This is a genomic window from Actinomadura sp. 7K534, assembly GCF_004348575.1.
Classification (GTDB): domain Bacteria; phylum Actinomycetota; class Actinomycetes; order Streptosporangiales; family Streptosporangiaceae; genus Spirillospora; species Spirillospora livida.
This window is the reverse complement of sequence record NZ_SMKB01000119.1, coordinates 1-22,403: the sequence shown is the minus strand read 5'-3', so window position 1 is coordinate 22,403 and position 22,403 is coordinate 1. Positions and strand designations below refer to the sequence as shown.

Genomic DNA, 22,403 nt, shown 5'->3' with positions numbered 1-22,403 from the left:
CCCCCGTTCGGGAGCCGCTCCCCCCGGCTCCCCGCGAACAGGAGCGAATCGACGTGCTATCCACCCCCAGGCTCGCTGCGAAGATGCTGTTCGCCGCGGCGCTGACCGCGGGCACCGTCGCCGTGCCGCAGGCCGCCCAGGCGGCCGACAACCCCTACGAGCGCGGACCGGACCCGACCGTGTCGAGCATCGAGGCCCTGCGCGGCCCGTTCTCCGTGTCGGAGGACAGGGTCTCGTCGCTGTTCGTCACCGGCTTCGGCGGCGGGACGATCTACTACCCGCGCGAGACCTCCCAGGGCACGTTCGGCGCGGTCGCGATCGCCCCCGGGTTCACCGCCGACCAGTCCAGCATGTCCTGGTACGGGCCGCGGCTCGCCTCGCAGGGCTTCGTCGTCTTCACCATCGACACCAACACGCGCCTCGACCAGCCCGACAGCCGCGGCCGGCAGCTGCTGGCCGCGCTGGACTACCTCACCGGGCGCAGCAGCGTCCGGTCCCGGATCGACTCCTCGCGGCTCGCCGTGATGGGTCACTCGATGGGCGGCGGCGGGTCGCTGGAGGCGTCCCTGTCGCGTCCGTCGCTCCAGGCGGCGATCCCGCTGACCCCGTGGAACCTGCAGAAGAGCTTCAACAGCCGCGTCCCGACGCTGATCATCGGGGCGGAGAGCGACTCGGTCGCGCCGGTGAGCTCGCACTCCGAGCCGTTCTACCAGAGCATCCCGGCGGCGACGGAGAAGGCGTACCTGGAGCTGAACAACGCCAGCCACTTCGCGCCGAACACCTCGAACACCACGATCGCGAAGTACAGCATCTCCTGGCTGAAGCGGTTCGTGGACAACGACACCCGCTACGAGCAGTTCCTGTGCCCGCCGCCCCGGGCCGGCGGCGACATCGAGGAGTACCGCGACACCTGCCCGCACTCCTAGGGCTCTACCGGACGGGCCGCCCGACGCCTCCCCGCGCGGGCGGCCCTCCGCCGTGCTCGGGGCCGGATCCGTGCAGGCGCAGCGCGCTCAGCGCGAGGGCCAGCTCGACCAGGTCGCCCGGACGGGTCAGCGTCCGGCCGGTGAGCTGCTCGATCTTGCGGAGCCGGTTCAGCACGGTGTTGCGGTGGCAGAACAGCCGGTCCGCGGCGCGGGCGGCGGAGCCGTCGCACTCCAGCCAGGTGCCGAGGGTCGTCAGCAGGACCTCGCGGAACGCCGGGTCGACGTCCGTGAGGCCGCCGAGCGCGACGTGTCCGAGCCGCCCGGACAGCCGGGGCTGGGACAGCACGAGGGCGTCGGGGAGCCGGCGGTCCAGGCGCGCTATCTGGTTGCCGGGGCCGCGGCAGGTGCGCAGCGCCAGCTCGGCGAACCAGCGGGCGGTGCCCAGCTCGGCGAGGGAGTCGACGACGGGGCTGACGCCGGCGTGCGAGCGGGCGTAGGGGCGGACGGCGGCGACCAGGTCGTCCAGTTCCGCGGTGCCGAGCGCGACCAGCGCCACCTGGGCGTCGGTGCGCAGCCGCCAGATGAAGCGCATCCCGGCCGTGTCTCCGGGGCGGCGTTCCACGCCGTCGCCGAACCCGCTCTCCGCGCCGAGCATGACGACGGCGTAGCGGCCGGTGGCGGGCAGGCCGAGGACCGACGTGGCGGTGGACAGCAGGCCGCCGTCGGCGCCCTGGCCGTCCAGGAGCGCGTCGACGATCGCGTGGACGCGCTCCTCGCTGCGCCGCGCGAGCGCGAGCTCGGTGCTGTGGTAGGACGCGGCCGCGGCGCCGGACTGCTGGTCGATCGTGTCCCAGGTGCGGGTCGCCTGCCTGATCAGCGTCGCGACGCTCTCCGGGTCGTGCCGGTCGACGACCTCGACCACGGCCTCCCAGAACACCTTCCCGGCGAGCCGGTAGGAGCGCAGGAGCTGGTCGAGGGGCTGGCCCTGGTGGGCGCGGCGCCGGCCGAGCCGCTGCGCCCATTCGAGGTCGGCGCGGCCGCGGCCCGGTTCCAGGATCGTCTCGAAGCCGTGCCCGAGCCCGGTATGGCACATCTCCCACACGTCGCGGGTGAACTCCTCGTCGCGGTGGGCGCCGTCCCCGGACAGGATCTCGGCGGTGAGCCGGTCGGCGAGATCGGGGAGCCGGTCGGTGAGGCGCAGCACGGCCTTGCGCATGATCTCGCGGTCGTTGGAGCGATCGGCGTTCAACCCGGCGGCCGCCGCGGGCCGTCCTCCCGTCATCGAGGGCCACCTCCAGCACAACGCGGGGGCCTCATGGTGCCATCACGGGCGCGTTCCGGCCATCTCCGGACGTCCAGACTGTGCAGGTGCACAACGGGGACCCGTCCGGATTGCGCCGCGTCCCCGAACCAGAACGCCGCTCTGGACCCGTCCCGTGGACGCATGGTCATCTATGGGCCCGCTCCCTTTCGAGGACCGTCCAACCAGAGGTTCATTGTAGAGGCTCGTTCTAGAGGTCTGTTCTAGCCGAGACCCGCTCGGTCAGGGTCGTTCCCGCAGAGGAGGACCGGCATGGCCCCTGAATCCCCGCCCCCACGGATCCACGGACGCGCTCGCGAACTCGGCGTCATCGGGACGCTGCTCGACCGGGCCCGCGACGGCCACGGCGGCGCGCTGGCGATCGTCGCCGACGCCGGCACCGGCCGGACCGCCCTGCTGGACGCGGCGGCGCGCCGGGCCGCACCCGGCTTCCGCGTCCTCGGCACCACCGGCGTCCGCCGGGAGGCGGCCGTCCCCTACGCCGGGCTGCACCGGCTGCTGCGGCCGCTGGCCGGGCTGATCGCGGAGCTGCCCGCGGCGCACCGCGACGCGCTCGGCGCGGTCACCCGCGGCGGCCGCGGCGGCACGCCGTTCGTCCTGTACGCGGCGGTGTGCGAGCTGCTCGGCCGGGCCGCGGAGCACGGCCCCGTGCTCTGCCGGGCCGACGACGTCCAGTGGCTGGACCCGGTCTCGCTGGAGGCGCTGGCCTTCGCGGCGCGGCGCGTCCAGCACGACCGGATCGCGATGCTGTTCGCCGCGCGCGGCGGGCAAGGCGACCCCGACGGCCTCGCCGGCATCCGGCGGCTGCCCCTCCCGCCCCTCGACGAGGACGCGAGCCGCCGCGTCCTCCAGGACGCGCTCGGCGAGGCGATGGGCTGCGCGGTCCCGTACGCCGCGATCGGCGGCGACCTCGCCGAGGAGGTCGTCGACCTGGCCTGCGGGCGCCCGCTGGCGATCCGCGACCTCGCCGCCGCGCTGACCCCCGGCCAGCTGTCCGGCACCGTGCCGCCGCCCCGCTCGCTCCCGGCGGGCAGCACCCTGCGCTCCCTGAACCGCCACCGCTACCTGCGGCTTCCCCCGGGCGCGCGGCGGCTCGTCCTCATGGTGCTGGCGGACGAGTGGGTCAACGCCGCGACCGTGGCGCGGGCCACCCGGACCGGCGGCATCGGCCCGGCCGACCTCGACGCGGCCCGCGCGTCCGGCCTGCTGCGGTTCGAGGGCGACGCGGTGACCGTGCGCAACCGGCTCGTCCGGTCCTCGCTGTGGGCCGACGCGTCGCGGGAGGAGCGGCAGGCGGCGCACGCGCTGCTCGCCGAGGTCCTCGTGCAGGAATGGCAGGCGCCGGCGCGGCTCTGGCACCGCGCGGCCGTCACCGGGGAGCCGGACCCGCGGATCGCGGACGAGCTCGCGGCGGCGGCGCGGAAGGCCCAGGAGGCCGGCCGGTACGCCGACTCGTGGCGGGTCTGGCAGCGCGCCGCCACCCTCACCGGCGAGGACGGCGCGCGGACCGACCGGCTGCTGTCCGCGGCCGGCGACGCCTGGGCGAGCGGCCGGTCCCGGCGGGCCCGGTCCCTGCTGCGGCAGGTCCGCCAGGTCGCGTGCGGCGAGGCGTGCGCCGCGCGCGCCGACGGGCTGCGCGGCGAGATCGAGGCGGCGGCCGGCTCCCCCGCGGCGGCCGTCCCCATGCTCCGGGACGCCGCCGAACGGCTCGCCCGGCACGACACCGAGGCCGCGCTGGGCGCGCTGGCCTGGGCGGCGGAGGCCGCCGACGCGTCCGGCGACCACGGCGCCTACCTGGAGATCGCCGACCGGGCCGCGGCGCTCCCCGGAGCCGGTTCCGACGCCGCGCCGCGCTCCGCGCTGCTGCTCGCCCACCTCACGGGCACGGCCACCGCGATCCGCGGCCGCTACCCGGCGGCGGCGGGCCACCTCCGGCGGGCCGTGCTGCTCGGCGCCGAGGCCACCGACCCGGCCGCGCAGACGTGGGCGGCGCTGTCGGCGTTCATGCTCGGGGACGGCGCCGCCACCCGCTCCCTCGCCGCCGCGGCCGTCGCGTCCGCCCGCCGGGCCGGGAACGCGCCCCTGGAGTCGTACGCGCTGATGGTCGCCGGACGCTGCGAGGCACTCCTCGGGCACCCGCCGGGGCCGATCGCCGCCTGCCACGACGGCCTGCGCCTCGCCCGCGCCGCCCAGCTGCACGCGCACACGGCCGAGCAGCTCGCCACGCTCGCGCTCACCGCCGGGTTCAACGGCGACGACACCACCGCGCAGGGGCACCTGGACCGGCTCACCGGCCCCACCGGGGGCCGCGGCATCACCCGCGCCGCCGCCTTCGGCTCCTGGGCGCCCGCCGCGCTCGACCTCGCCGCCGACCGGCCCGCCGACGCGGCCGCGCGCCTCCGGCTGCCCGGCGGCGCCGGGCTGGCCCATCCGCCCGCGCGGCTGCTGGCCGTCCCGCACCTGGTCGAGGCGCTCGTGCACACCGGCCGGCGGGAGCAGGCCGCCGAGGCGTTCGAGCACTACCGGCGCTGGGCCGACGGGACGCCGCGCGCCCCGGGGCGCGCCGCGCTCGCCCGGCGCTGCCAGGCGCTGCTCGCCGCCCGCGACGCCGAGGCCGCGGAGCACTTCACCGAGGCGCTCCGCCTGCACGAGGCCGCCGGCGCGGTGTTCGACCTGGCCCGGACCGAGCTGCTGTTCGGGCACCGGCTCCGGCGCGGCCGCCGGCCGCGCGCCGCCCGCGAGCACCTCCGCGCCGCCCTGCGCATCTTCGAGCGGTACGACGCCGTCCCGTGGACGGCGCGGGCCCGCGCGGAGCTGCGCGCCGCAGGCGAGACCATCGCGCCCGCCGCAGCCGAAACGGCCCCGCCGCCCAGCAGGGCCGGAACGGACGGCGGGGCCGCGCCCGTCACCGCGGACGGCTTCGGGGAGCTGACCGCCCAGCAGGCGCACATCGCGCGGCTGGCCGCCGAGGGGGCCACCAACCGCGAGATCGCGGCGCGCCTGCTGCTCAGCCCGCGGACCATCGACCACCATCTCCGCAACGTCTTCACCCGGCTCGGGATCCGGTCGCGCGTCGAGCTGGCCCGGCTGATCCGCTGACCGACTCGGGTGCGGCGACCTGCACGTCAGCGAGCGGTCTCGTACTCCTCCTCGGTCTCGCGCTCGTCGGTCTCGCGCTCGTCGGTCTCCCGCTTCTTGCTCTCGGGAGCGTCGTCCTTGCGGTCGCGCTCCTCCTCGTCCAAGGCGTCCTCGTGCGTCAGAACGACCTCGCTGTCGCGGATCTCGCCGCGCCAGCCCTCGACCTCGTCGGCGCGGGTCAGCGACTGCGTCATCACGAAGCGGCGGAAGTGCTTCAGCTCCAGCCGGACGCGGCGGCCCTGGGCGCGCCAGATGTTGCCGGTCCGCTCGAAGAAGCCCTGCGGGTGGTACTCCAGGACCAGCAGGACGCGGGTCAGGTTCGGCGACAGCTTGTGGAAGCTGACCGTCCCGTCCACGTGGCCCTTCGCCCCCTGCGAGCGCCACACGATGTGCTCGTCCGGCACCTGCTCGATGATCGTGGCCTCCCAGGTCCGCTTGGACCAGAAGATCTTGGCCTGCCAGTTCAGCTTGGTCTCGTCGGCCTGGTCGACGCTGATGACCTTCTTCATGAAGGACGGGTAGTCCTGGAACTGCGTCCACTGGTCGTAGACGAGGCGGCGCGGCGCACCGATGTCGATGTGCTCGACGATGTTGGTGACCTTCACCTTCTTGCCACCGCCGCCCTTGCCGCCGCCCTTGCCCTCGTCCTTGCCGTCGTCCTCCTCATCGCTGTTGCCGATGCCGGGGACGACGCCGCCGACGGTGTCCTTGATGCGGCCGAACACGCCCTGGCCGTTCTTGCCGGCCTGCTCGTCCTGCTCGTCCTGCTGCTCGGTGTCCTCGGCCTCGGCCTTGGAGTCCTCGTCCTGCGAGTTCTTGTTCCGGGCGTTCTTCTTCTGCTCCGGCTCCTCCTGGTTCGAGGAGTCGTCCTCGCCCTTGCGTCCGGTGAACGCCCGGCTCGCGGCGACGGCCGCGCCGGCGCCGAGCAGGACGCCGCCGGCCGTGCCGACGGCCCGCCCGCCGGGCAGGCTCTTGGCGATCCCCCCGCCGCCGCCCGGCAGGGCCTTGGTGATACCGCTCAGGCCGGGCACCTTCTTGCGACGGCCGCCCGGCAGCAGCTTGGTGACGCTTCCGACGGGCAATGCGCCCAACTTGCTTCCGCGTTTCATGGTCTCGCTTCCTTACTCAGGGGTTGTGACGGTCTCGCCGTCCCGGATCTCGCCGCGCCAGCCCTCGATCTCGTCGGGGCGGGTCAGCGACTGCGTCATCACGTGACGGCGGAAATGCTTGAGTTCTAGGCGGGCCCGGCGGCCCTGGGCGCGCCAGAGGTTGCCGGTCCGCTCGAAAAGGCCGGCTGGGTGGTACTCCAGGACGAGCAGGACGCGGGTCAGGTTCGGCGACAGCTCGTGGAAGGTCACCGACCCGTTCACGTAGCCCTTCTGGCCTTTCGACCGCCACACGATGTGCCGGTCGGGGACCTGCTCGGTGATCGTCGACTCCCACGTCCGGCTGGACCAGAAGACCTTGGCCTTCCAGTTCAGCTTCTCGTCGGACTTCTGGTCGACGCTCTCCACCTTCTTCATGAAGGTCGGCCATTCCTGGAAGAGCGTCCACTGGTCGTAGACGAGCCGGCGCGGGGCGCCCACGTCGATCTGCTCGACGATGTTGGTCGGCTTCCCCCTCCGCCCCCGCCCGAAGATGTTGGCGAGGGTCTCCTTCAGCGCCGTCCAGCCGAAGCTCAGCAGCGCCCGCACCGGGGACTTGCCCGCGGCGAGCGCCTTGGCTCCGGCCAGCGCGGCCTTGACGATCGGACCGCCCTGCTCGGCCTTGGCCGTGAGGTCCCGGACGGCGCGTTCCAGCCGCCGTTCGAGCCGCTGGACGGCCCCGCCGAGCACCCGCCGGCCCAGCCGCCGGGCCGACAGCACGGCGAGGGCACCGCCCGCGCCGGCGGCCAGACCCGTCCGGAAGTTCATGTCCTGTTCCCACTTCGGTAGTCCGCTCGAGTACGGCGCCGCATTACCCGGTCAAACCACGGCAAAACAGGCTGCAGGCCAGGACAAGCCCCAAATTCCCCGATCGGGCGGCTCCCGGTGACGCGGGTCACGGTTGACCTCAAGTCAACTTGAGGTTCTAGCGTGACGGGCGTCCGGCGGTTCGGTACGGGGAGGAAGCGGCATGAAGGCAGAAGGCCAGGTCAGCGTCATCGGCCTCGGGGACATGGGGTCGGCGATCGCCAGGATGTTCGTCGACCGCGGCTACGCCACGACCGTCTGGAACCGGACGGCGAGCAAGACCGCACCGCTGACCGAAGCCGGCGCCACCGCCGCCGCGACGGCCGCGGACGCGGTGGCGGCGAGCCCGCTCACCGTGCTCTGCCTCCTCGACGGCGCGGCGGTCGAGGAGGTCTTGGAGACCCTCGGCGGCGCGGTCGCGGGCAAGGTCCTGGTGAACGTGACGAGCTGCTCCCCCGCCCAGGCGCGGGCGAACGAACGCTGGGCGCACGAGCACGGCGCGGAGTACCTGGACGGAAAGATCATGGGAGACCCGCCGTACATCGGGACGACGAACATCCTGCTGCCGGTCAGCGGATCACACGACGTGTTCAAGGCCCACGAGCCGACGCTGAGGGAACTGGGCCCCATCACCTACCACGGCGAGGACGCCGGTTTCGCCGCCGTGGAACTCCTGGCCCAGGTCGCGGCGTCCTACGAACTGCTCATCGGCTTCCTGCACACGCTGAAACTGGTCCGGTCGGAAGGTTTCGACGTGGCGGAGTTCGCCGAGCGATTCGCCGGCTCCCTGACCGCCTACCCGCCATTGCTCACCACGATGGCGAATGCGGTGAAGAACGGCGACTACGCGCCCGACATGGGCCCGCTCAACGTCCAGGCCGCGCTCATGGACGACATGATCACCCACCGCGAGTCCCGCGGCGTGGAGGCCCTCCGGATGCGCGAGGTGAAGAAGCTCATGGACGCCCGCATCGCCGAAGGCCACGGCGACCAGGGCTTCTCCAGCCTCTTCGAGCTGCTGCCGGTCGCGAGGGGTCAGTCGTCGTAACCGAGGTGTGCGCAAAAGTCAGTAGGGCTCCGGTAGAGCATCTGAACCTCTTGGGTGAGTCGCCAGCTCGGCGAGAACAGCCGCATGGTCGGACGGCCAGACGCCGTTGACGGGGCGGTCCCCGACTCGGCGGACGGACAGGACGCGGCCGAGACCGCCCGGACCGGGCGCGCCGAGGTGGATGTAGTCGATGCGTCCCGGCGGTTCGTGGGTTCGGGCGGCGTAGGGATTGGCCGGAGACCAGGTGTGGCCCGGTGCGGAGGGGTCGGCGTACTCCCAGGCATCCAACAGGATCTGACCCGGCACGGCGGGAGCGGTCCGGTAGCCGCCCAGCAGGCGCATCTCGTCCGAATCCGGCAGTGCGTTGTAGTCGCCGGTGAGGACGACCGGGAACGGGGTGTGCTTCCCGTGGGCGTCGACGAAATGGGCCAGCGCGTTGACCTGGGCGCAGCGCACCGCCGATTCGTGCGGCGCGCTATTGAGATGGGTGGTGAAGAAGGCGATGGGGTGGTCGGGGGCGTCCACCTTGGCGTAAAGGGCCTGGTGACCGTCGTCGCGACCGCCGGCATTGGGGAGCCGCAGTTTTGCGCTGTCGATGATGGGCCAGCGGGTCAGAACGGCATCACCGACGTCGATCCCATCCTCGCCGAGCCGCTTGTGCCATCGTCCGGGACGGTCGGAGACCGCCCAGGTCCAATGCATGCCGAGCCGGTTCGCGAGCCATCCGGCAAGGTTCTCCCGGCCGTCGTCCCAGACCTCCTGCAAGCCGATGAGATCGCAGTCGAGCTGCTCCAGGGTGGTCGCGATCGCCTCCCTACGGGCCTGCCAAGGCCCGAAGCGCCACCACACGTTCCAGGTCAGTACGCGCATTTACGCCGCCCTTTGCCGCTGTCCACCCCATTGTGGCCCGGCAATGCGAGTTCACCTTGATCGTGCTGGTCGCGGGTGATTGCGACGGCCCGGGGAGAAGGACTCAGCGAAAGTACCGGCGCACCCGTTCCCCAGCCTCGGGCTCGACTGCCGCGAGTACGTCCAGCACCCCGTCGATGGACGAGGCCGAGACACGAACGTGCCCGCTGATCCGCAGGACACCGTCGTCGCCCTTCGTGATCGACCATTCCGGGAAGATCCGCTGAAGAAACAGCAGCAGAACCCCCTCGTTCACGAGGGCACCGGCTCGATCTCGGCCCAGACGACCTTGCCGCCCTCGCTCAGCGGCCGCGTCCCCCACCGCCGGACGAGCGCCTCCATGAGGAGCAGCCCTCGCCCGTCCTCCGCGGCGTAGTTGACGACCCGGACCACCGGCACCACGTCGGACCGATCCCACGTCTCCACCACGGGGACGCCGTCCTCCCTCCGGTAGGCCCGCACGACCACGAGGTCCCCCTCGCGCGACCCATGGGTGATGGCATTCGTGGCCAGCTCGCTTATCACCGTCCGGGCGACGTAATCCTCCAGCCCCCACGCCCCGAACACCAGCCCGACGAAGTCCCGCGCCTCCCTGACCGCCCCCAAGTCCGCCTTCACCACCATCGTCGCCGGCTCGCCCACCTTGCCTCCACCTCCATGCATTTCGTTACTGAACGCACATGGTCAACCGCGTGGAGTAGTATCGGCAGCAAATCGCGTCAACATAGCGAGGCCACTTGCACCTACTTGCAAGTGCTTCCGAGAGGTGGACCCCCCATGCCGTCTCGAATGCCCACCCGGCAGACGATCGCCTTCGGCCTCGAACTGGCCCGGCTCCGCGAAGATGCCGGACTTTCCCGACTCGAACTGGCAAAACGGATACCGGTGACCCGCAGCTACATCGGCCAGGTGGAGAACGGCACCACCCGCTGCCGAAGGGAGTTCGCGGGCCAGCTCGACAAGGCCATCGACAGCGGCACCGCCATGGTGGACGCCTGGGACGACCTCCTCAAGTCCAGCCGCTACCCGCCCTGGTTCGCCGACTACCCCCTGGCCGAGGGCACCGCGTCCCTGCTACGGGCCTACGAGACGATGTTCGTCTACGGCCTCTTCCAAACCGAGGCGTACATCCGCGCACTCCCACTGGACGACGCCGCTGTGGAGGGCCGACTCCGCCGCCAAGCAGTGCTGGAGCGGGAGAATCCCCCAATGCTCAGTATCGTCCTAGCCGAAAACGTGCTCTGGACGCGCGTGGGCAGCACAGTAGTAATGCGGGAGCAGTGCGAACACCTGCTGGCCATGTCAGAGCGGGAGAACATCACCCTCCAGATAGCTCCCACCGCGTACTACCGGGGACTTGAGGGGCCGTTCAATCTGGCAACCCAGCCCAACGGGGATGAACTGCTCCACATGCCAGCCGCCAGAGGCGGCATTACGACGGGCGACCGAGAGGATATCTTGCACATGGTCGGCGCATTCTCGGCATTGCAGGCTCACGCCCTGAGTGTGGACGACTCCCGTGAGTTCCTGCGAAAGGCGGTTGTTCGATGGACCTGATCAAGTGGCGGAAGGCACGCAAGAGCGATGGTCAAGGCGGAGCATGTGTAGAGGTGGCACAGGTTTCCCAGGCAGTGGCCATCCGAGACTCCAAGGACCCCGACGGCCCCAAACTCCTACTCAGCCACGACAACTTCCGCGCCATCCTCAACGACCTCAAGCACTGAGCCTCGCTTCGCCGAGGCGACTGGCCGCGCCCGAATCGTGCTCCGCGTGGTGGTCAGTCTTGGGTTGAGGAGTCGCGGAGTATCTGGCTTAGCTCTTCTGTGTGCTGGTCTGTGAGTTCGGGGCGGCCGTGGTACTGCGCCGGGGTGTTGTGGAAGAGGACCACCTGCCACGTCCCGGCGCGGTTCTGAGCGACCAGGGATTGGACGGCGTTCGCCGCCGGGTTCAATTCCGTCTGACCGGGCGGGACCATCCCGGCGATCGCGCGCAGCAGCACCACCTCGCCGGTCAGGGAGCGCACCTCGCGTATTTTCCACACGTACGCGGCGGTGGGATGGTCCGCGAAGATCGGCGCCAGATGGTCCGCGACCTCCGAGGCGGGTACCTGGCCGCCGTCGAAGCCGACCAGGGCACCGGCCGGGTCGAACAGCGCCGCGTACCCGCGGGCGTCGCGCCGGTTCCATGCGAGGAGCAGCTCTTCGTACAGCGCGGACACCGCCGCTTCGGCGGCCTCCGCGGGTCCGGTCGTCTCGGGCATGCGTCCCAGCATCGCAGCCGGCCACGACATTGCGATGTCCACGAGGAACCGCCGTCCCGCTGCGGCACCCCGATCTCGCGCCGCCGCTGGTGAAGGTGGCACCTCAAGGGACCGGCCGTGCGTGTTGGCCGACCGGCTGTGCCGCCCCTAGAGTCCGGGGCCGGATCATGGGCGAGAGGCGAGAAAGGGGCGGTATGTCGAAGCCCTCGGCGGCGGGACGGACGGGCACGGGGCGGCGGAGCGCGGCGCGATCGGTGGGCATCTGGGGCGTGGTCGGGCTCGGGTCGTACGGGCTTACGCTCACCCTGGTCAGTGACACCTTCTTCTGGTTCGCGATTCCGGGGATGCTCGGGCTGCTCACCGTCGTGGTCATCGCGACGCAGGCGGTGCTGACGCGGGCGCCCGGGAGCGGTGACCTCAGGGTGCTGTTGAAGCGATACGCCGCGATCGTCCTGGTCTCGGCCGTGCTGGTGGCCGTGCCGCTGGTGGTGGACGTCCGGTACGCCTACCCGCTCATAGGCGTGGGGATGCTGGCCTTCCTCGTCGGCGGGAAGGTCCTCGTGGAGCAGAGACGCCGCGGTTAAGAGCCCTGTCCGGGCGCCGTTCCAGGGTTAGGGTTTCGGCGTGCTGGTGGGACGGGACCGCGAGAGGGAACGGGTCGCCGGGCTGCTCGACGGCGCCCGGGCCGGACATAGCGGGACGGTGGTGATCCGGGGCGAGGCGGGCATCGGCAAGACCGCGCTGCTCGACCAGATCGCGTCGGACGCCGGGGACATGCGGCTCGTCCGCGGCGCGGGCATCGAGTCCGAGACCGAGCTGGCGTTCAGCGGGCTGCACCTGATGCTGCACCCCTACGGCGACCGGTTCGCCGGGCTGCCGGCGCAGCAGGCGGCGGCGCTGCGGTCGGCGTTCGGCCTCGCCGAGGGGCCGGCCGGGGACCGCTTCCTGATCGGCGCCGCCACCCTCACCCTGCTGTCCGAGCTGGCGTCGGACCGTCCGCTGCTCTGCCTGGTCGACGACGCGCAGTGGCTCGACGGCGCCTCGCTGGACGCGCTGCTGTTCGCCGCCCGCAGGCTGAGCGCCGACCCGATCTCGATGATCTTCACGGTGCGGGACACGGCGCGCCCCTTCCCCGACCACGGCCTCGACGTCCTACGCCTGGCCGGGCTGGACCGCGCCGCCGCCCGGGACCTGGTGGCCGCGCACGCGCCCGGCCTGACCGTCCCGGTGCGGGAGCGGCTCCTGGACGAGGCGGCCGGGAACCCCCTCGCCCTGATCGAGCTGGCGAACGCCCTCGGGTCGGAGCCGGCCCGGCACGCCGGGCCGCTGCCGGTCGGCGGCCGGGTGCAGGAGACGTTCCGCCGCCAGCTCGCCGCGCTGCCGGACACTGCCCGGTGGCTGCTCCTGGTGGTCGCCGCCGACGGGACCGGCGACCTCGGCGTCGTGCTGCGGGCCGCGAAGTCGCTGGACCTCGGCCCGGCCGATCTGGAGCCCGCGGAGGAGGCCGGGCTCGTCGTCCTCGACGGCGCGGACGTCCGGTTCCGCCATCCGCTCATCCGCGCCGTGACGTACCAGGACGCCGCACACCACCGGCGCCTCGCCGTCCACGACGCCCTGGCCGGGGCCCTCGGCGGCGACGAGCACGCCGACCGCCGCGCCTGGCACCTGGCCGCCGCGGCCACCGGCCCGGACGAGGGCGCCGCGGCCCAGTTGGAACGCGCGGCGGAGCGCGCCGGGCGGCGCGGCGGGACGGCCGCCGTCGCCGCCGCCTACGAGCGCGCGGCGCGGCTCAGCACCGACCCGGAGGGCAAGGCGCGGCGGCTCGTCCACGCCGCGCGGGCCGCCTACGACGCCGGTCGGCCGGACCATGCCACCCGTCTCGCCGCCGAGGCCGCGCACCTCACTCGGCAGGACGCGGTCATCGCCGAGGCCGCGTTCATCCGCGCGCAGGTCGCCTACGAGCGCGTCTCGCCGGCCGCCGACGCCGAACTCGCGCTGGAGGGCGCGGGCCTCATCGCCGGGAGCGACCCCGAGCAGGCGGTGGCGATGCTGACCGAGGCCGTGTGGTCGGCGCGGGACGCCGGCGCGCACGATCTCGTGCGGCGGAGCGTCGAGCTGCTCAGGACGGTGCGGCTCCCGCCGGGCTCGGCGAAGGCCCCGGTGACCGGCGGCCTGATCGCCTACGGGCGGCTGACCGACGGCGCGCCCGAGGCCGTCCCGCCGATGCGCGCGCTGGCCGAGGCCGCGCTGAACGGGCGGGTCGAGGACGTCGTCGAGCGCATCATCGCGGGCTTCATGGGGCTCCTCGTCGCCGAGGACCGCGCCGCGACGGCGCTGCTGGAGGGCATGGCCGCGGACGCCAGGGCCGAGGGCGCGCTCGGCTGGCTCCCGTACATCCTGGAGCCCCTCGCGATCGGGCGGCTGCTGCTCGGCGACCTGCACGGCGCGGACTCGGCGGCGGCGGAGGGCATCTCCCTCGCGGCCGACATCGGCATGGACATGCAGGTCACGGCGCTGAAGTGCATCGCCGTCCGGGTGGAGTCGGATGCGGAGCGCACCCGGGCCGAGGGGCCCGGGCTCCTCCGGCACGCCGACCGCCACCCGACGAACGCCGCGCTGGCCTCTTGGGGCCTTGGGCTTCTGGAGCTCGCAGGCGGTCATGCCGACGCCGCCCTGGGGCACCTGGACGCGGTGTGCTCGGGGCCCGCCCGCCATGATCTGCTGATCCGCGCGATTCCCGACCACGCGGAGGCGGCCGTCCGGGCGGGGCGTCCCGAACTCGCCCGCGCTCACCTGCCCGCGTACGAGGCGTGGGCGGCGGCGACATCGCGCACCGCCATGGTGTCGCGCTGCCGCGCCCTCCTGTCCGGCGGGGACGATGCCGACGAGCACTACCGGACCGCGCTGAGCCTGCACGGCGACCACGCCTACGACGCGGCGCGGACCCGTCTCCTCTACGGGGAATGGCTGCGCCGGAGGCGCCGCCGCACCGAGGCCCGCACGGAACTGGCCGCCGCCGAGGACGCCTTCGCCCGGGTCGGCGCCACCGCCTGGGCCGAGCGCGCCCGCACCGAACTGGAGGTGCTCGGCGACCGTCCCGCCGCCCGCGCCGGGGACTCCGACCCCATGAAACGGCTCACCCCGCAGGAGATGCAGGTCGTGCGGCTCGCCGCCGCGGGCCTCAGCAACCGCGAGATCGCCGCGCAGCTCTACCTGAGCCCCCGCACGGTCGGCCACCACCTCTACAAGGCGTACCCGAAGCTCGGCGTCACCCGCCGCGCGGAACTGGCCCGCCTGGTGCCGGTCACCTGACGCGGGCCGCGCCCCGGCTCAGGGCGTGATGGCGAGTTTGCCGCGGGTGTGGCCGCCGCGGCTGGCGTCGAAGGCGTCGCCCACCCGGTCCAGGGAGAACGTCCCGGCCACCTCGACCGTGAGGGCGCCGCGGTCGACGAGTTCGGCCAGGCGCGCGAGTTCGGCGCCGTCCGGGCGGACCCAGATCCAGTGGCCGCCGTGCTTCTCCACCTCGTTCTCGGTGATGGAGACGTGGCGTCCGCCGGGCCGCAGCACCGACAGCGTGGTGTCGAGCTGGCCCCCGGCGAAGTCGGCGACCGCGGACACGCCGCCGGGCGCGATCCCCCCGACGCGGTCGGCCAGCCCCTCCCCGTAGGCCACCGGCTCCGCGCCGAGTTCCCGCAGGTAGTCGTGGTTCTTCTCGGACGCCGTGCCGATGACTCGGGCGCCCCGGTCGCGCGCGATCTGGACGGCGAGGCTTCCGACACCGCCGGACGCCGCGTGGATGAGCAGCACGTCGTCGGGGCCGATCTCCAGGCGGTCCAGGGCGCGCTGGGCGGTCATCCCGGCGAGCGGCAGGCCGCCCGCCTGGCTCCAGTCGAGGGCGGCGGGCTTGCGCGCAACGTCGTCCGCCGACACGGAGACGTACTCCGCGAACGTCCCGGCGTGGACGACGTCCTTGCGCGCGTAGGACATGACCTCGTCGCCCGGCGCGAACTCGGGCGTGTCTGGGCCGAGGCCGCGCACCACTCCGGCGACGTCCCAGCCGGGGATGACGGGGAACACCGCGTCCATCATCCCGTCCAGGCCGCCGGCCATCACCTTCCAGTCCACCGGGTTGACCCCGGCCGCCCGCACCTCGATCAGCACCTGGCCCGGGCCGACCTTGGGGGCGGGGACGTCACCGACCTTCAGCCGGGAGTTGTCAGGGGCGAACGAGTCATAAGTGACGGCACGCATGCCATCAACCTGCCACCGCCCCCACCGCCTAAACCCGCGGCCGCGGCCTCGGCAGGAACCGCCCATGGCCCGGTCGGTATAGGTCACATGACTTACCCGCGCGGCCCGCCCCCCGCCGGGGACGTCCGGCGGGACCGTTCCGATGGCTCGCGTTTCCGCTTCGACCTGCGCCGTTCCACGCCCGTTCTGCGACCGATGCGGGTCGCGTGTCCGCGGTCCTAGCGTCGAGTCACCTCGAAAACAGACGGAACGGAGCACGACATGCTGCTGGAGAACAAGACGGCGATCATCTACGGCGGCGGCGGCGCGATCGGCGGCGCCATGGCCCGCGGGTTCGCCGCCGAGGGCGCGCGGGTCTTCCTCGCCGGGCGGACGCCCGCCACGCTCGACGCCGTCGCCGACGACATCCGTTCGCGCGGCGGACTCGCCGAGACCGCGCGCGTGGACGCCCTGGACGAGGACGCGGTGAACGGCTGGGTCGACTCCGTCGCGCAGACCGCGGGCGGCGTCGACGTCTCCGTCAACCTCATCTCCCAGGACGCCGTGTTCAAGCCCTTGATCGAGATGCCGGTCGGGGACTTCGCCCGCGCCATGGAGAAGGTGGCCCGGTCGTTCCTGCTCACGTCGCAGGCCGCCGCCCGGCACATGGTCAAGCAGGGGTCCGGCGTGATCCTGCACTTCGGCGGCTCCGACGCCACCAACCGGATGCCCGGCCTCGGGACCGTGCAGGTCGGTTGCGAGATGGTCGAGGCGATGCGCCGCCAGTGGGCGTGCGAGCTGGGGCCGCACTCGGTCCGCGTCCTGACGATGCGCACCGGCGGCATCCCCGAGTCCATGCCCGACGTGCCGGAGATGGACCAGGTGAAGCAGCAGATGGTGGACGCCACCCTCCTCAAGCGCGCCGTGACGCTCACCGACGTCGGCCGGGTGGCCGCGTTCCTGGTCTCCGACCATGCCGCGAGCCTGACCTCGACCCAGATCAACATCAGCGCCGGCGCCCTGGTCGACTGACCCTTCGCCCCGATGGCGATAGGTAGGGCTTTTCCTACGCTTGACATGTAGGGAAAGCCCTACCTATCGTCGGGCTCATGAACATCACGCATGTGCGGATGGTGACCGTGCCGGTCTCCGACCAGGACGCAGCCAAGAGCTTCTACGCCGACGACCTCGGGTTCGAGGTCGTGACGGACCAGACGATGGGGCCGGTCCGCTGGCTCCAGCTCGCCCCCAAGGGCGCGGACACGAACGTGGTCCTGGCGGACCACATGCCCGGCATGGCGCCGGGAAGCGTCCAGGGGCTGATGCTGGAGACGTCCGACCTGGACGCCGACTGCGCGCAGCTGCGCCGCGCCGGGGTGGACGTCGACGGCCCGCAGGACCTGCCGTGGGGGCGCCAGGCCACGCTCACCGACCCGGACGGCAACGGCATCGTCCTGGCCGAGCGCTGACATGAGCGCGGACTTGGGCGCGGACAGGGGCGGCGGGGACGTGTTCGCGGCGCTCGCGAGCCCCGTCCGGCGGGAGCTGACGGCGCTGCTGCTCGACGGGCCGAAGCCGGTGAACGACCTGGCGTCGCACTTCGCGATGAGCCGTCCGAGCGTCTCGGAGCATCTGAAGGTGCTGCGGGACGCCGGGCTGGTCAGCGAGCGGCGCAGCGGCCGGCAGCGGCTCTACCGGCTGGAGGCGGGGCCGCTGCGGGAGCTGTCGGAGTGGCTCGGCCCCTACGAGCGGTTCTGGCGGGAGAGGCTCGCCGATCTGCGCGAACTCCTGGACGAGGACGAACGAACGGGCGAAGGCGAACGAACGGGCCGAGCGGGACGAACGAGCGAGGAGGACGAGTGATGCCACGGGAAGCAGAAGGTGCCATGACCGACGAACGCGCGGCGATCGAGGTGGACGAGTTTCTGCCGCATCCGCCCGGCAAGGTGTGGCGGGCGCTCACCGAGCCGGAGCTGCTGGCCCGCTGGCTGATGCCGAACGACTTCGAGCCCGTCGTCGGCCACCGCTTCACGTTCGCGTCGAAGCCTATCCCGAACGTCGACTTCGACGGGACGATCGAATGCCGCGTCCTCGACATCGAGGAGGAGCGCCTGCTGCGGATCAGCTGGGGCGGCGGCGGGCTCGACACGACGGTGACCTGGCGGCTCGTCCCCGAGGGGCGCGGCACCCGCCTGTTCATCGAGCACGCGGGGTTCGACCTCGACGACCCCGTCAACGAGTTCGCCTTCCGCGGCATGGGGAGCGGATGGCGCACGAACGTCATCCGCTCCCTCCTGCGCACGCTCAGCGAAACCGAGTGACCTTCCGGGGCCCGCCCCTCGGCCCCCATGCCGCCGCAGGCGCCGGATCAGCCGACCGGCTCCAGGGGCTGCTCGGGGTCGAGGGGCGGGTTTCCGGGCTGGTCGGCGAACTGGGTGCGGTAGAGGTCGGCATAGCGGCCGCCGACGTCGAGAAGCTCCTCGTGGGTTCCCCGCTCGACGATGCGGCCCTCCTCCACGACGAGGATCACGTCCGCGGCGCGGACGGTGCTGAGCCGGTGGGCGATGACGACCGCCGTGCGGCCGTCGAGGGCCTCGGTCAGCGCCTCCTGGACGGCGGCCTCGGACGTGGAGTCGAGGTGGGCGGTGGCCTCGTCCAGGATGACCACGCGCTGCCGGGCGAGGAGGAGGCGGGCGATGGTGAGGCGCTGGCGCTCGCCGCCGGAGAGCCGGTAGCCGCGTTCCCCGACGATGGTGTCGAGCCCGTCCGGAAGGCCCCTGATGAGGGTCTCCAGGCGGGCGCGGCGCAGGACGTCCCACAGGTCGTCCTCGGTGGCCTCGGGCCGGGCGAGCAGGAGGTTGTCGCGGATCGACTCGTGGAACAGGTGGCCGTCCTGCGTGACCATGCCGAGCGTGTCGCGGATGCTCTGGAAGGTGAGGTCGCGGACGTCGACGCCGCCGAGGCGGACCGCGCCTGAGTCGACGTCGTACAGCCGCGGGACGAGCTGGGCGATCGTCGACTTGCCGGCGCCGGACGAGCCGACCAGCGCGACCATCTGGCCGGGCTCGGCGCGGAACGACACGTCGTGCAGGACGTCGACGCCGCCGCGGGTGTCGAGGGTGGCGACCTCTTCGAGCGACGCCAGGGACACCTTGTCGGCGGACGGATAGGCGAAGCGGACGCCGTCGAACTCGACCGAGACGGGGCCGTCGGGAACGGCGCGGGCCTCCGGCCGCTCCGCGACGAGCGGCTTGAGGTCGAGGACCTCGAAGACCCGCTCGAAGCTGACGAGGGCGCTCATCACCTCGACGCGGGCGCTGGCGAGCGCGGTCAGCGGCGCGTAGAGGCGGGTGAGGAGCAGCGCGAGCGCGACGACCGCGCCGGCGTCGAGGTGGCCGCGCAGGGAGAAGTAGCCGCCGAGCCCGTAGACGAGCGCGAGCGCCAGGGCGGACACCATGGTGAGCGCCGTGATGAAGACGTGCTGCACCATCGCGGTGCGGACGCCGATGTCGCGGACGCGGCGGGCGCGGGCGGCGAACTCGGCGGACTCGCGCGACGGGCGGCCGAACAGCTTCACCAGCGTCGCCCCCGGCGCCGAGAAGCGCTCGGTCATCTGCGTGCTCATCGCGGCGTCGTGCGCCGCGGCCTCGCGTTCGAGCCGCGCCAGGCGGCTGCCCATGCGGCGGGCCGGGAGGACGAAGACGGGCAGCAGCACCAGCGCCAGCAGGGTGATCTGCCACGACAGGCGGACCATCACGGCGAACGTCAGCAGGACCATCACCAGGTTGCTGACGACCCCGGAGAGGGTGTCGCTGAACGCGCGCTGAGCACCGATGACGTCGTTGTTCAGGCGGCTGACCAGGGCGCCGGTGCGGGTGCGGGTGAAGAAGGCCACCGGCATGCGCTGGACGTGGTCGAACACCGAGGTGCGCAGGTCGAGGATCAGCCCCTCCCCGATGCGGGCCGACAGCCACCGGTTGGCGAGGCCGAGGCCGCCCTCGGCCAGCGCGAGGAACGCGATCAGGACGGCGAGCCAGACGACCGTGGACGGCGCGGCCTGCTCGACGATGGCGTTGACGACCTGCCCGGCCAGCACGGGCGTCGCGACCGCGAGGACGGCCATCACCACGCTGAACCCGAGGAACACGGCCAGCGGCCGCCGGTGCGGGCGGGCGAACCGCCCGATGCGGCGCAGCGTCGCCTTCGAGAAAGGCCGGCTGTCGCGCGCGTTCATCGCGTGGTGCAACGACATCCACGCCGTGACTTCCATGTCCATGACGAACCCCGTGCTCGGTAGGCGATGATCGTTATCTGGAAGAGAGCATGCGACCTCAATGAAGGTTGAGGTCAAGTCGCCGCCTGTGCCAAGGGTCGCGCGGGGGTACGACATTTTCGAAGGGACGCGGCACGTGGACATCGGCAGGCTCCGGACCGACACCCCCGGCTGCGCAAGGGTGGCCCATCTCAACAACGCCGGCGCCGCGCTCCCGCCGCGCCCGGTGATCGACGCCGTCGCGGAGCACTTCACGCTGGAGAGCACGATCGGCGGGTACGAGGCGGCGGAGGCCAACGCGGCCGCCGTCGAGCGGTTCTACGGCGCGACGGCCGGGCTGATCGGCGCGCGCCCGGACGAGATCGCCTACGTGGAGAACGCCACCCGGGCCTGGGACATGGCGTTCTACGCGGTCCCCTTCGCCGAGGGCGACCGCATCCTCACCACGACGAGCGAGTACTCCAGCAACGCCATCGCCTACCAGCAGGTGGCGGCGGCCAGGAACCTGAGCGTCGAGGTCCTCCCGGACGAGGCCGACGGGACCCTCGCCCTGGACGCGCTGGAGGCCGAACTCGTCAAGGGCGGCGTCCGGCTGGTGTCGCTGAACCACGTCCCCACCCACAACGGGCTGGTCAACCCGGTCGCCGAGGTCGGGCGGCTGTGCCGGGAGCACGGCGTCCTCTTCCTGCTGGACGCGTGCCAGTCGGTGGGCCAGCTCGCCGTGGACGTCGGTGAGATCGGCTGCGACGTGCTGTCGGCGACGGGCCGCAAGTTCCTGCGCGGCCCCCGCGGAACCGGGTTCCTGTACGTGCGGCGGGAGGTCGTCCAGACGCTGGAGCCGCCGTTCCTCGACCTGCAAGCGGCCGACTGGAAGGCCCCGGACGGCTACGAGACGCGCGGCGACGCCCGCCGCTTCGAGACGTGGGAGCGGTACGTCGCCGGCCAGATCGGGCTGGGCGTCGCCGCCGACTACGCGGCCGCCCTCGGAATCGCGGCGATCGAGGACCGCGTGACCGGACTCGCGACCGGGCTGCGCGCCGCGCTCACCGAGCGGCCCGGGACGACCGTCCTCGACAAGGGCGCCCGCCCGTCCGGCATCGTCACGTTCACCGTGGACGGCCACGACCCCACGGAGATCAAGGACGCCGCCAGGGAAGTGGACGTCAACATCAACGTCACGAACCCGGTCTCACACGGATACGACCCGCATGCCGCCCCGGCGGCCGTGCGGGCCTCCGTGCACTACTACAACACCGAAGAGGAACTGGACCGCCTGCTGTCGGTCCTGCCCTGACGGGGACGGGCGCGCCCGGCGGCCGGGGACGGGGAATCACGGGAGCCGCCGGACGCGCCCTGGATCGGGGGTGAGTCGGATCGGCCGCCGCCGCGGATCAGGTGTTCGGACGGGCCGCGCTGATGTCGGCGAGCGCGGATACCTCGTCCTTCTCCATCGCCAGGTCGCCGATCGTCACGATGCCCACCGGACGGCCGTCCTCGATCACCGGCAGCCGGCGCACGGCCCGCTCCCGCATGATCTGCGCGGCCTTGTCGAGCGAGTCGTCCGGCCCGACGGTCGCGGTCGCGGTGCTCGCGATCCCGCCGATCTTCTGCTGCTTCGGGTCGCCGCCGGCGGCGAGTCCGCGGATCACCAGGTCGCGGTCGGTGACGAGCCCCATGAGGTCGTCCCCCTCGGCCACCAGGACGGCGCCGATGTCCTCGTCGCGCATCGCGCGGGCCACGGTCACGATGTCCAGCTCCGGGGACACCGACGTCGGGGAACCGGTCATGATGTCGCGGATCTTCGTTGCCATGTGCTGCTCACTCCTTGAGCCTCGTGGGTCGTCGCTCGGGCCCGGGATGAGTCGGCACCTACCCGACAGGAATGACCTCACTCATCGGCCGCCCGCGAGTGGTCCTGCGACCCGCGCGCCGATTGCCGATCCGCGCGAACCTTCTCGATAAACTGCGCATCCTTCACTATGACGGGGGCCGTCGGGGGAGACCGCTCCGGTCGCCTGGGGGCACCGGCCGAGGAGGGGCATGCCGTGGACGACGCCAAGCGGGAGCGGGAGCCGTCGGCGTCCGGCAGCGGGGACGAGCGCGAGTCCGCCCGCACCGCCACCACCGAGTTCCGCATCCCGGCGAAGGTCGACCTGACCCGACCGGACATCCCCGTCCGGCGTCCCGCCAAGGCGGCGGCCGAGGCGGCGGAGGAAGAACCGCCCGAAGACCGCGCGGAGGACGAGGCCGCCACCGAAGACGCCCCCGCCGAACCAGAGACTGAACCCGAAGAGGCCAAGCCCGAAGAGGCCGAGGCCCAGGAGGTCCCCGCCGAGCCCGCTCCCC

Annotated in this window: 23 protein-coding genes; 13 read left to right on the top strand and 10 right to left on the bottom strand. The window is 72.7% G+C overall.

What is annotated here, in order from left to right; genetic code table 11:
* Window positions 1-83: 83 nt before the first annotated feature.
* On the top strand, window positions 84-926 hold the full coding sequence (locus E1266_RS22290; RefSeq protein ID WP_132049975.1) for an alpha/beta hydrolase: 843 nt from the start codon (window positions 84-86) through the stop codon (window positions 924-926).
* 4 nt (window positions 927-930) lie between these two features.
* Here the strand turns inward: E1266_RS22290 and E1266_RS22285 are convergent, their stop codons facing one another.
* Window positions 931-2,208 (bottom strand): helix-turn-helix domain-containing protein, encoded by a 1,278-nt coding sequence (locus E1266_RS22285; RefSeq protein ID WP_132049973.1) that lies wholly within the window; start codon window positions 2,206-2,208, stop codon window positions 931-933.
* A gap of 291 nt (window positions 2,209-2,499) precedes the next feature.
* Here E1266_RS22285 and E1266_RS22280 point away from each other — a divergent pair, with 291 nt between their 5' ends.
* Entirely contained in the window at window positions 2,500-5,346 is a 2,847-nt protein-coding gene (locus tag E1266_RS22280) for a LuxR family transcriptional regulator (RefSeq protein ID WP_132049971.1), read from the top strand.
* A gap of 26 nt (window positions 5,347-5,372) precedes the next feature.
* Here the strand turns inward: E1266_RS22280 and E1266_RS22275 are convergent, their stop codons facing one another.
* Together E1266_RS22275 and E1266_RS22270 are read right to left on the bottom strand one after the other, a co-directional pair.
* On the bottom strand, window positions 5,373-6,494 hold the full coding sequence (locus tag E1266_RS22275; RefSeq protein WP_132049969.1) for an SRPBCC family protein: 1,122 nt from the start codon (window positions 6,492-6,494) through the stop codon (window positions 5,373-5,375).
* A gap of 12 nt (window positions 6,495-6,506) precedes the next feature.
* Window positions 6,507-7,298, bottom strand: a complete 792-nt coding sequence (locus tag E1266_RS22270) for an SRPBCC family protein (RefSeq protein ID WP_132049967.1) — start codon at window positions 7,296-7,298, stop codon at window positions 6,507-6,509.
* A 202-nt stretch (window positions 7,299-7,500) separates the two neighbouring features.
* On the opposite strand from E1266_RS22270, the gene E1266_RS22265 reads away from it, so the two are divergent.
* Window positions 7,501-8,385, top strand: coding sequence for an NAD(P)-binding domain-containing protein (locus tag E1266_RS22265; protein ID WP_132049965.1), 885 nt, complete (start codon window positions 7,501-7,503; stop codon window positions 8,383-8,385).
* 18 nt (window positions 8,386-8,403) lie between these two features.
* Here E1266_RS22265 and E1266_RS22260 read toward each other — a convergent pair whose 3' ends face one another.
* The 3 genes from E1266_RS22260 to E1266_RS22250 all read right to left on the bottom strand — a co-directional run bounded on the left by E1266_RS22260 (window position 8,404) and on the right by E1266_RS22250 (window position 9,936).
* Window positions 8,404-9,255 (bottom strand): endonuclease/exonuclease/phosphatase family protein, encoded by an 852-nt coding sequence (locus E1266_RS22260; RefSeq protein ID WP_132049963.1) that lies wholly within the window; start codon window positions 9,253-9,255, stop codon window positions 8,404-8,406.
* A gap of 103 nt (window positions 9,256-9,358) precedes the next feature.
* Window positions 9,359-9,550: a hypothetical protein gene (locus E1266_RS22255; protein WP_132049961.1), complete on the bottom strand. Its 192-nt coding sequence runs from the start codon at window positions 9,548-9,550 to the stop codon at window positions 9,359-9,361.
* The gene (locus E1266_RS22250) at window positions 9,547-9,936 is read right to left on the bottom strand and encodes an ATP-binding protein (protein ID WP_165966165.1); all 390 of its coding nucleotides are present in this window, start codon (window positions 9,934-9,936) and stop codon (window positions 9,547-9,549) included. The genes E1266_RS22255 and E1266_RS22250 overlap by 4 nt, the downstream gene beginning before the upstream one ends.
* 147 nt (window positions 9,937-10,083) lie before the next feature.
* Here E1266_RS22250 and E1266_RS22245 point away from each other — a divergent pair, with 147 nt between their 5' ends.
* Window positions 10,084-10,851, top strand: coding sequence for a helix-turn-helix transcriptional regulator (locus E1266_RS22245; protein WP_165966164.1), 768 nt, complete (start codon window positions 10,084-10,086; stop codon window positions 10,849-10,851).
* Window positions 10,842-11,018: a DUF397 domain-containing protein gene (locus E1266_RS22240; protein WP_132049955.1), complete on the top strand. Its 177-nt coding sequence runs from the start codon at window positions 10,842-10,844 to the stop codon at window positions 11,016-11,018. Before E1266_RS22245 ends, E1266_RS22240 begins: the two co-directional genes overlap by 10 nt.
* 53 nt (window positions 11,019-11,071) lie before the next feature.
* Here the strand turns inward: E1266_RS22240 and E1266_RS22235 are convergent, their stop codons facing one another.
* The gene (locus E1266_RS22235; protein ID WP_132049953.1) at window positions 11,072-11,554 is read right to left on the bottom strand and encodes an SgcJ/EcaC family oxidoreductase; all 483 of its coding nucleotides are present in this window, start codon (window positions 11,552-11,554) and stop codon (window positions 11,072-11,074) included.
* 194 nt (window positions 11,555-11,748) lie between these two features.
* On the opposite strand from E1266_RS22235, the gene E1266_RS22230 reads away from it, so the two are divergent.
* Together E1266_RS22230 and E1266_RS22225 are read left to right on the top strand one after the other, a co-directional pair.
* Entirely contained in the window at window positions 11,749-12,138 is a 390-nt protein-coding gene (locus E1266_RS22230) for a hypothetical protein (RefSeq protein WP_132049951.1), read from the top strand.
* Between the two features lie 40 nt (window positions 12,139-12,178).
* On the top strand, window positions 12,179-14,866 hold the full coding sequence (locus E1266_RS22225) for a helix-turn-helix transcriptional regulator (protein WP_132049949.1): 2,688 nt from the start codon (window positions 12,179-12,181) through the stop codon (window positions 14,864-14,866).
* Window positions 14,867-14,884: 18 nt separating this feature from the next.
* Here E1266_RS22225 and E1266_RS22220 read toward each other — a convergent pair whose 3' ends face one another.
* Window positions 14,885-15,805, bottom strand: a complete 921-nt coding sequence (locus tag E1266_RS22220; protein WP_132049947.1) for an NADP-dependent oxidoreductase — start codon at window positions 15,803-15,805, stop codon at window positions 14,885-14,887.
* 261 nt (window positions 15,806-16,066) lie between these two features.
* On the opposite strand from E1266_RS22220, the gene E1266_RS22215 reads away from it, so the two are divergent.
* The 4 genes from E1266_RS22215 to E1266_RS22200 all read left to right on the top strand — a co-directional run bounded on the left by E1266_RS22215 (window position 16,067) and on the right by E1266_RS22200 (window position 18,105).
* The gene (locus E1266_RS22215; RefSeq protein WP_132049945.1) at window positions 16,067-16,816 is read left to right on the top strand and encodes an SDR family oxidoreductase; all 750 of its coding nucleotides are present in this window, start codon (window positions 16,067-16,069) and stop codon (window positions 16,814-16,816) included.
* Window positions 16,817-16,893: 77 nt separating this feature from the next.
* Complete coding sequence (locus tag E1266_RS22210) at window positions 16,894-17,253, top strand: VOC family protein (RefSeq protein WP_132049943.1); 360 nt, start codon at window positions 16,894-16,896, stop codon at window positions 17,251-17,253.
* Between the two features lies 1 nt (window position 17,254).
* Complete coding sequence (locus E1266_RS22205) at window positions 17,255-17,647, top strand: metalloregulator ArsR/SmtB family transcription factor (protein ID WP_132049941.1); 393 nt, start codon at window positions 17,255-17,257, stop codon at window positions 17,645-17,647.
* A gap of 23 nt (window positions 17,648-17,670) precedes the next feature.
* Window positions 17,671-18,105, top strand: a complete 435-nt coding sequence (locus E1266_RS22200; protein ID WP_132049939.1) for an SRPBCC domain-containing protein — start codon at window positions 17,671-17,673, stop codon at window positions 18,103-18,105.
* A gap of 47 nt (window positions 18,106-18,152) precedes the next feature.
* On the opposite strand, the gene E1266_RS22195 is transcribed toward E1266_RS22200, so the two are convergent.
* Window positions 18,153-20,060, bottom strand: a complete 1,908-nt coding sequence (locus tag E1266_RS22195) for an ABC transporter ATP-binding protein (RefSeq protein WP_132049937.1) — start codon at window positions 20,058-20,060, stop codon at window positions 18,153-18,155.
* Between the two features lie 133 nt (window positions 20,061-20,193).
* Between E1266_RS22195 and E1266_RS22190 the strand changes: the two genes are divergently transcribed.
* Complete coding sequence (locus tag E1266_RS22190; protein ID WP_243718710.1) at window positions 20,194-21,351, top strand: aminotransferase class V-fold PLP-dependent enzyme; 1,158 nt, start codon at window positions 20,194-20,196, stop codon at window positions 21,349-21,351.
* A gap of 97 nt (window positions 21,352-21,448) precedes the next feature.
* On the opposite strand, the gene E1266_RS22185 is transcribed toward E1266_RS22190, so the two are convergent.
* Window positions 21,449-21,868, bottom strand: coding sequence for a CBS domain-containing protein (locus tag E1266_RS22185; RefSeq protein ID WP_132049932.1), 420 nt, complete (start codon window positions 21,866-21,868; stop codon window positions 21,449-21,451).
* A 234-nt stretch (window positions 21,869-22,102) separates the two neighbouring features.
* On the opposite strand from E1266_RS22185, the gene E1266_RS22180 reads away from it, so the two are divergent.
* Window positions 22,103-22,403: hypothetical protein (locus E1266_RS22180; protein WP_207945842.1), on the top strand; the 301-nt coding region annotated here is incomplete at its 3' end.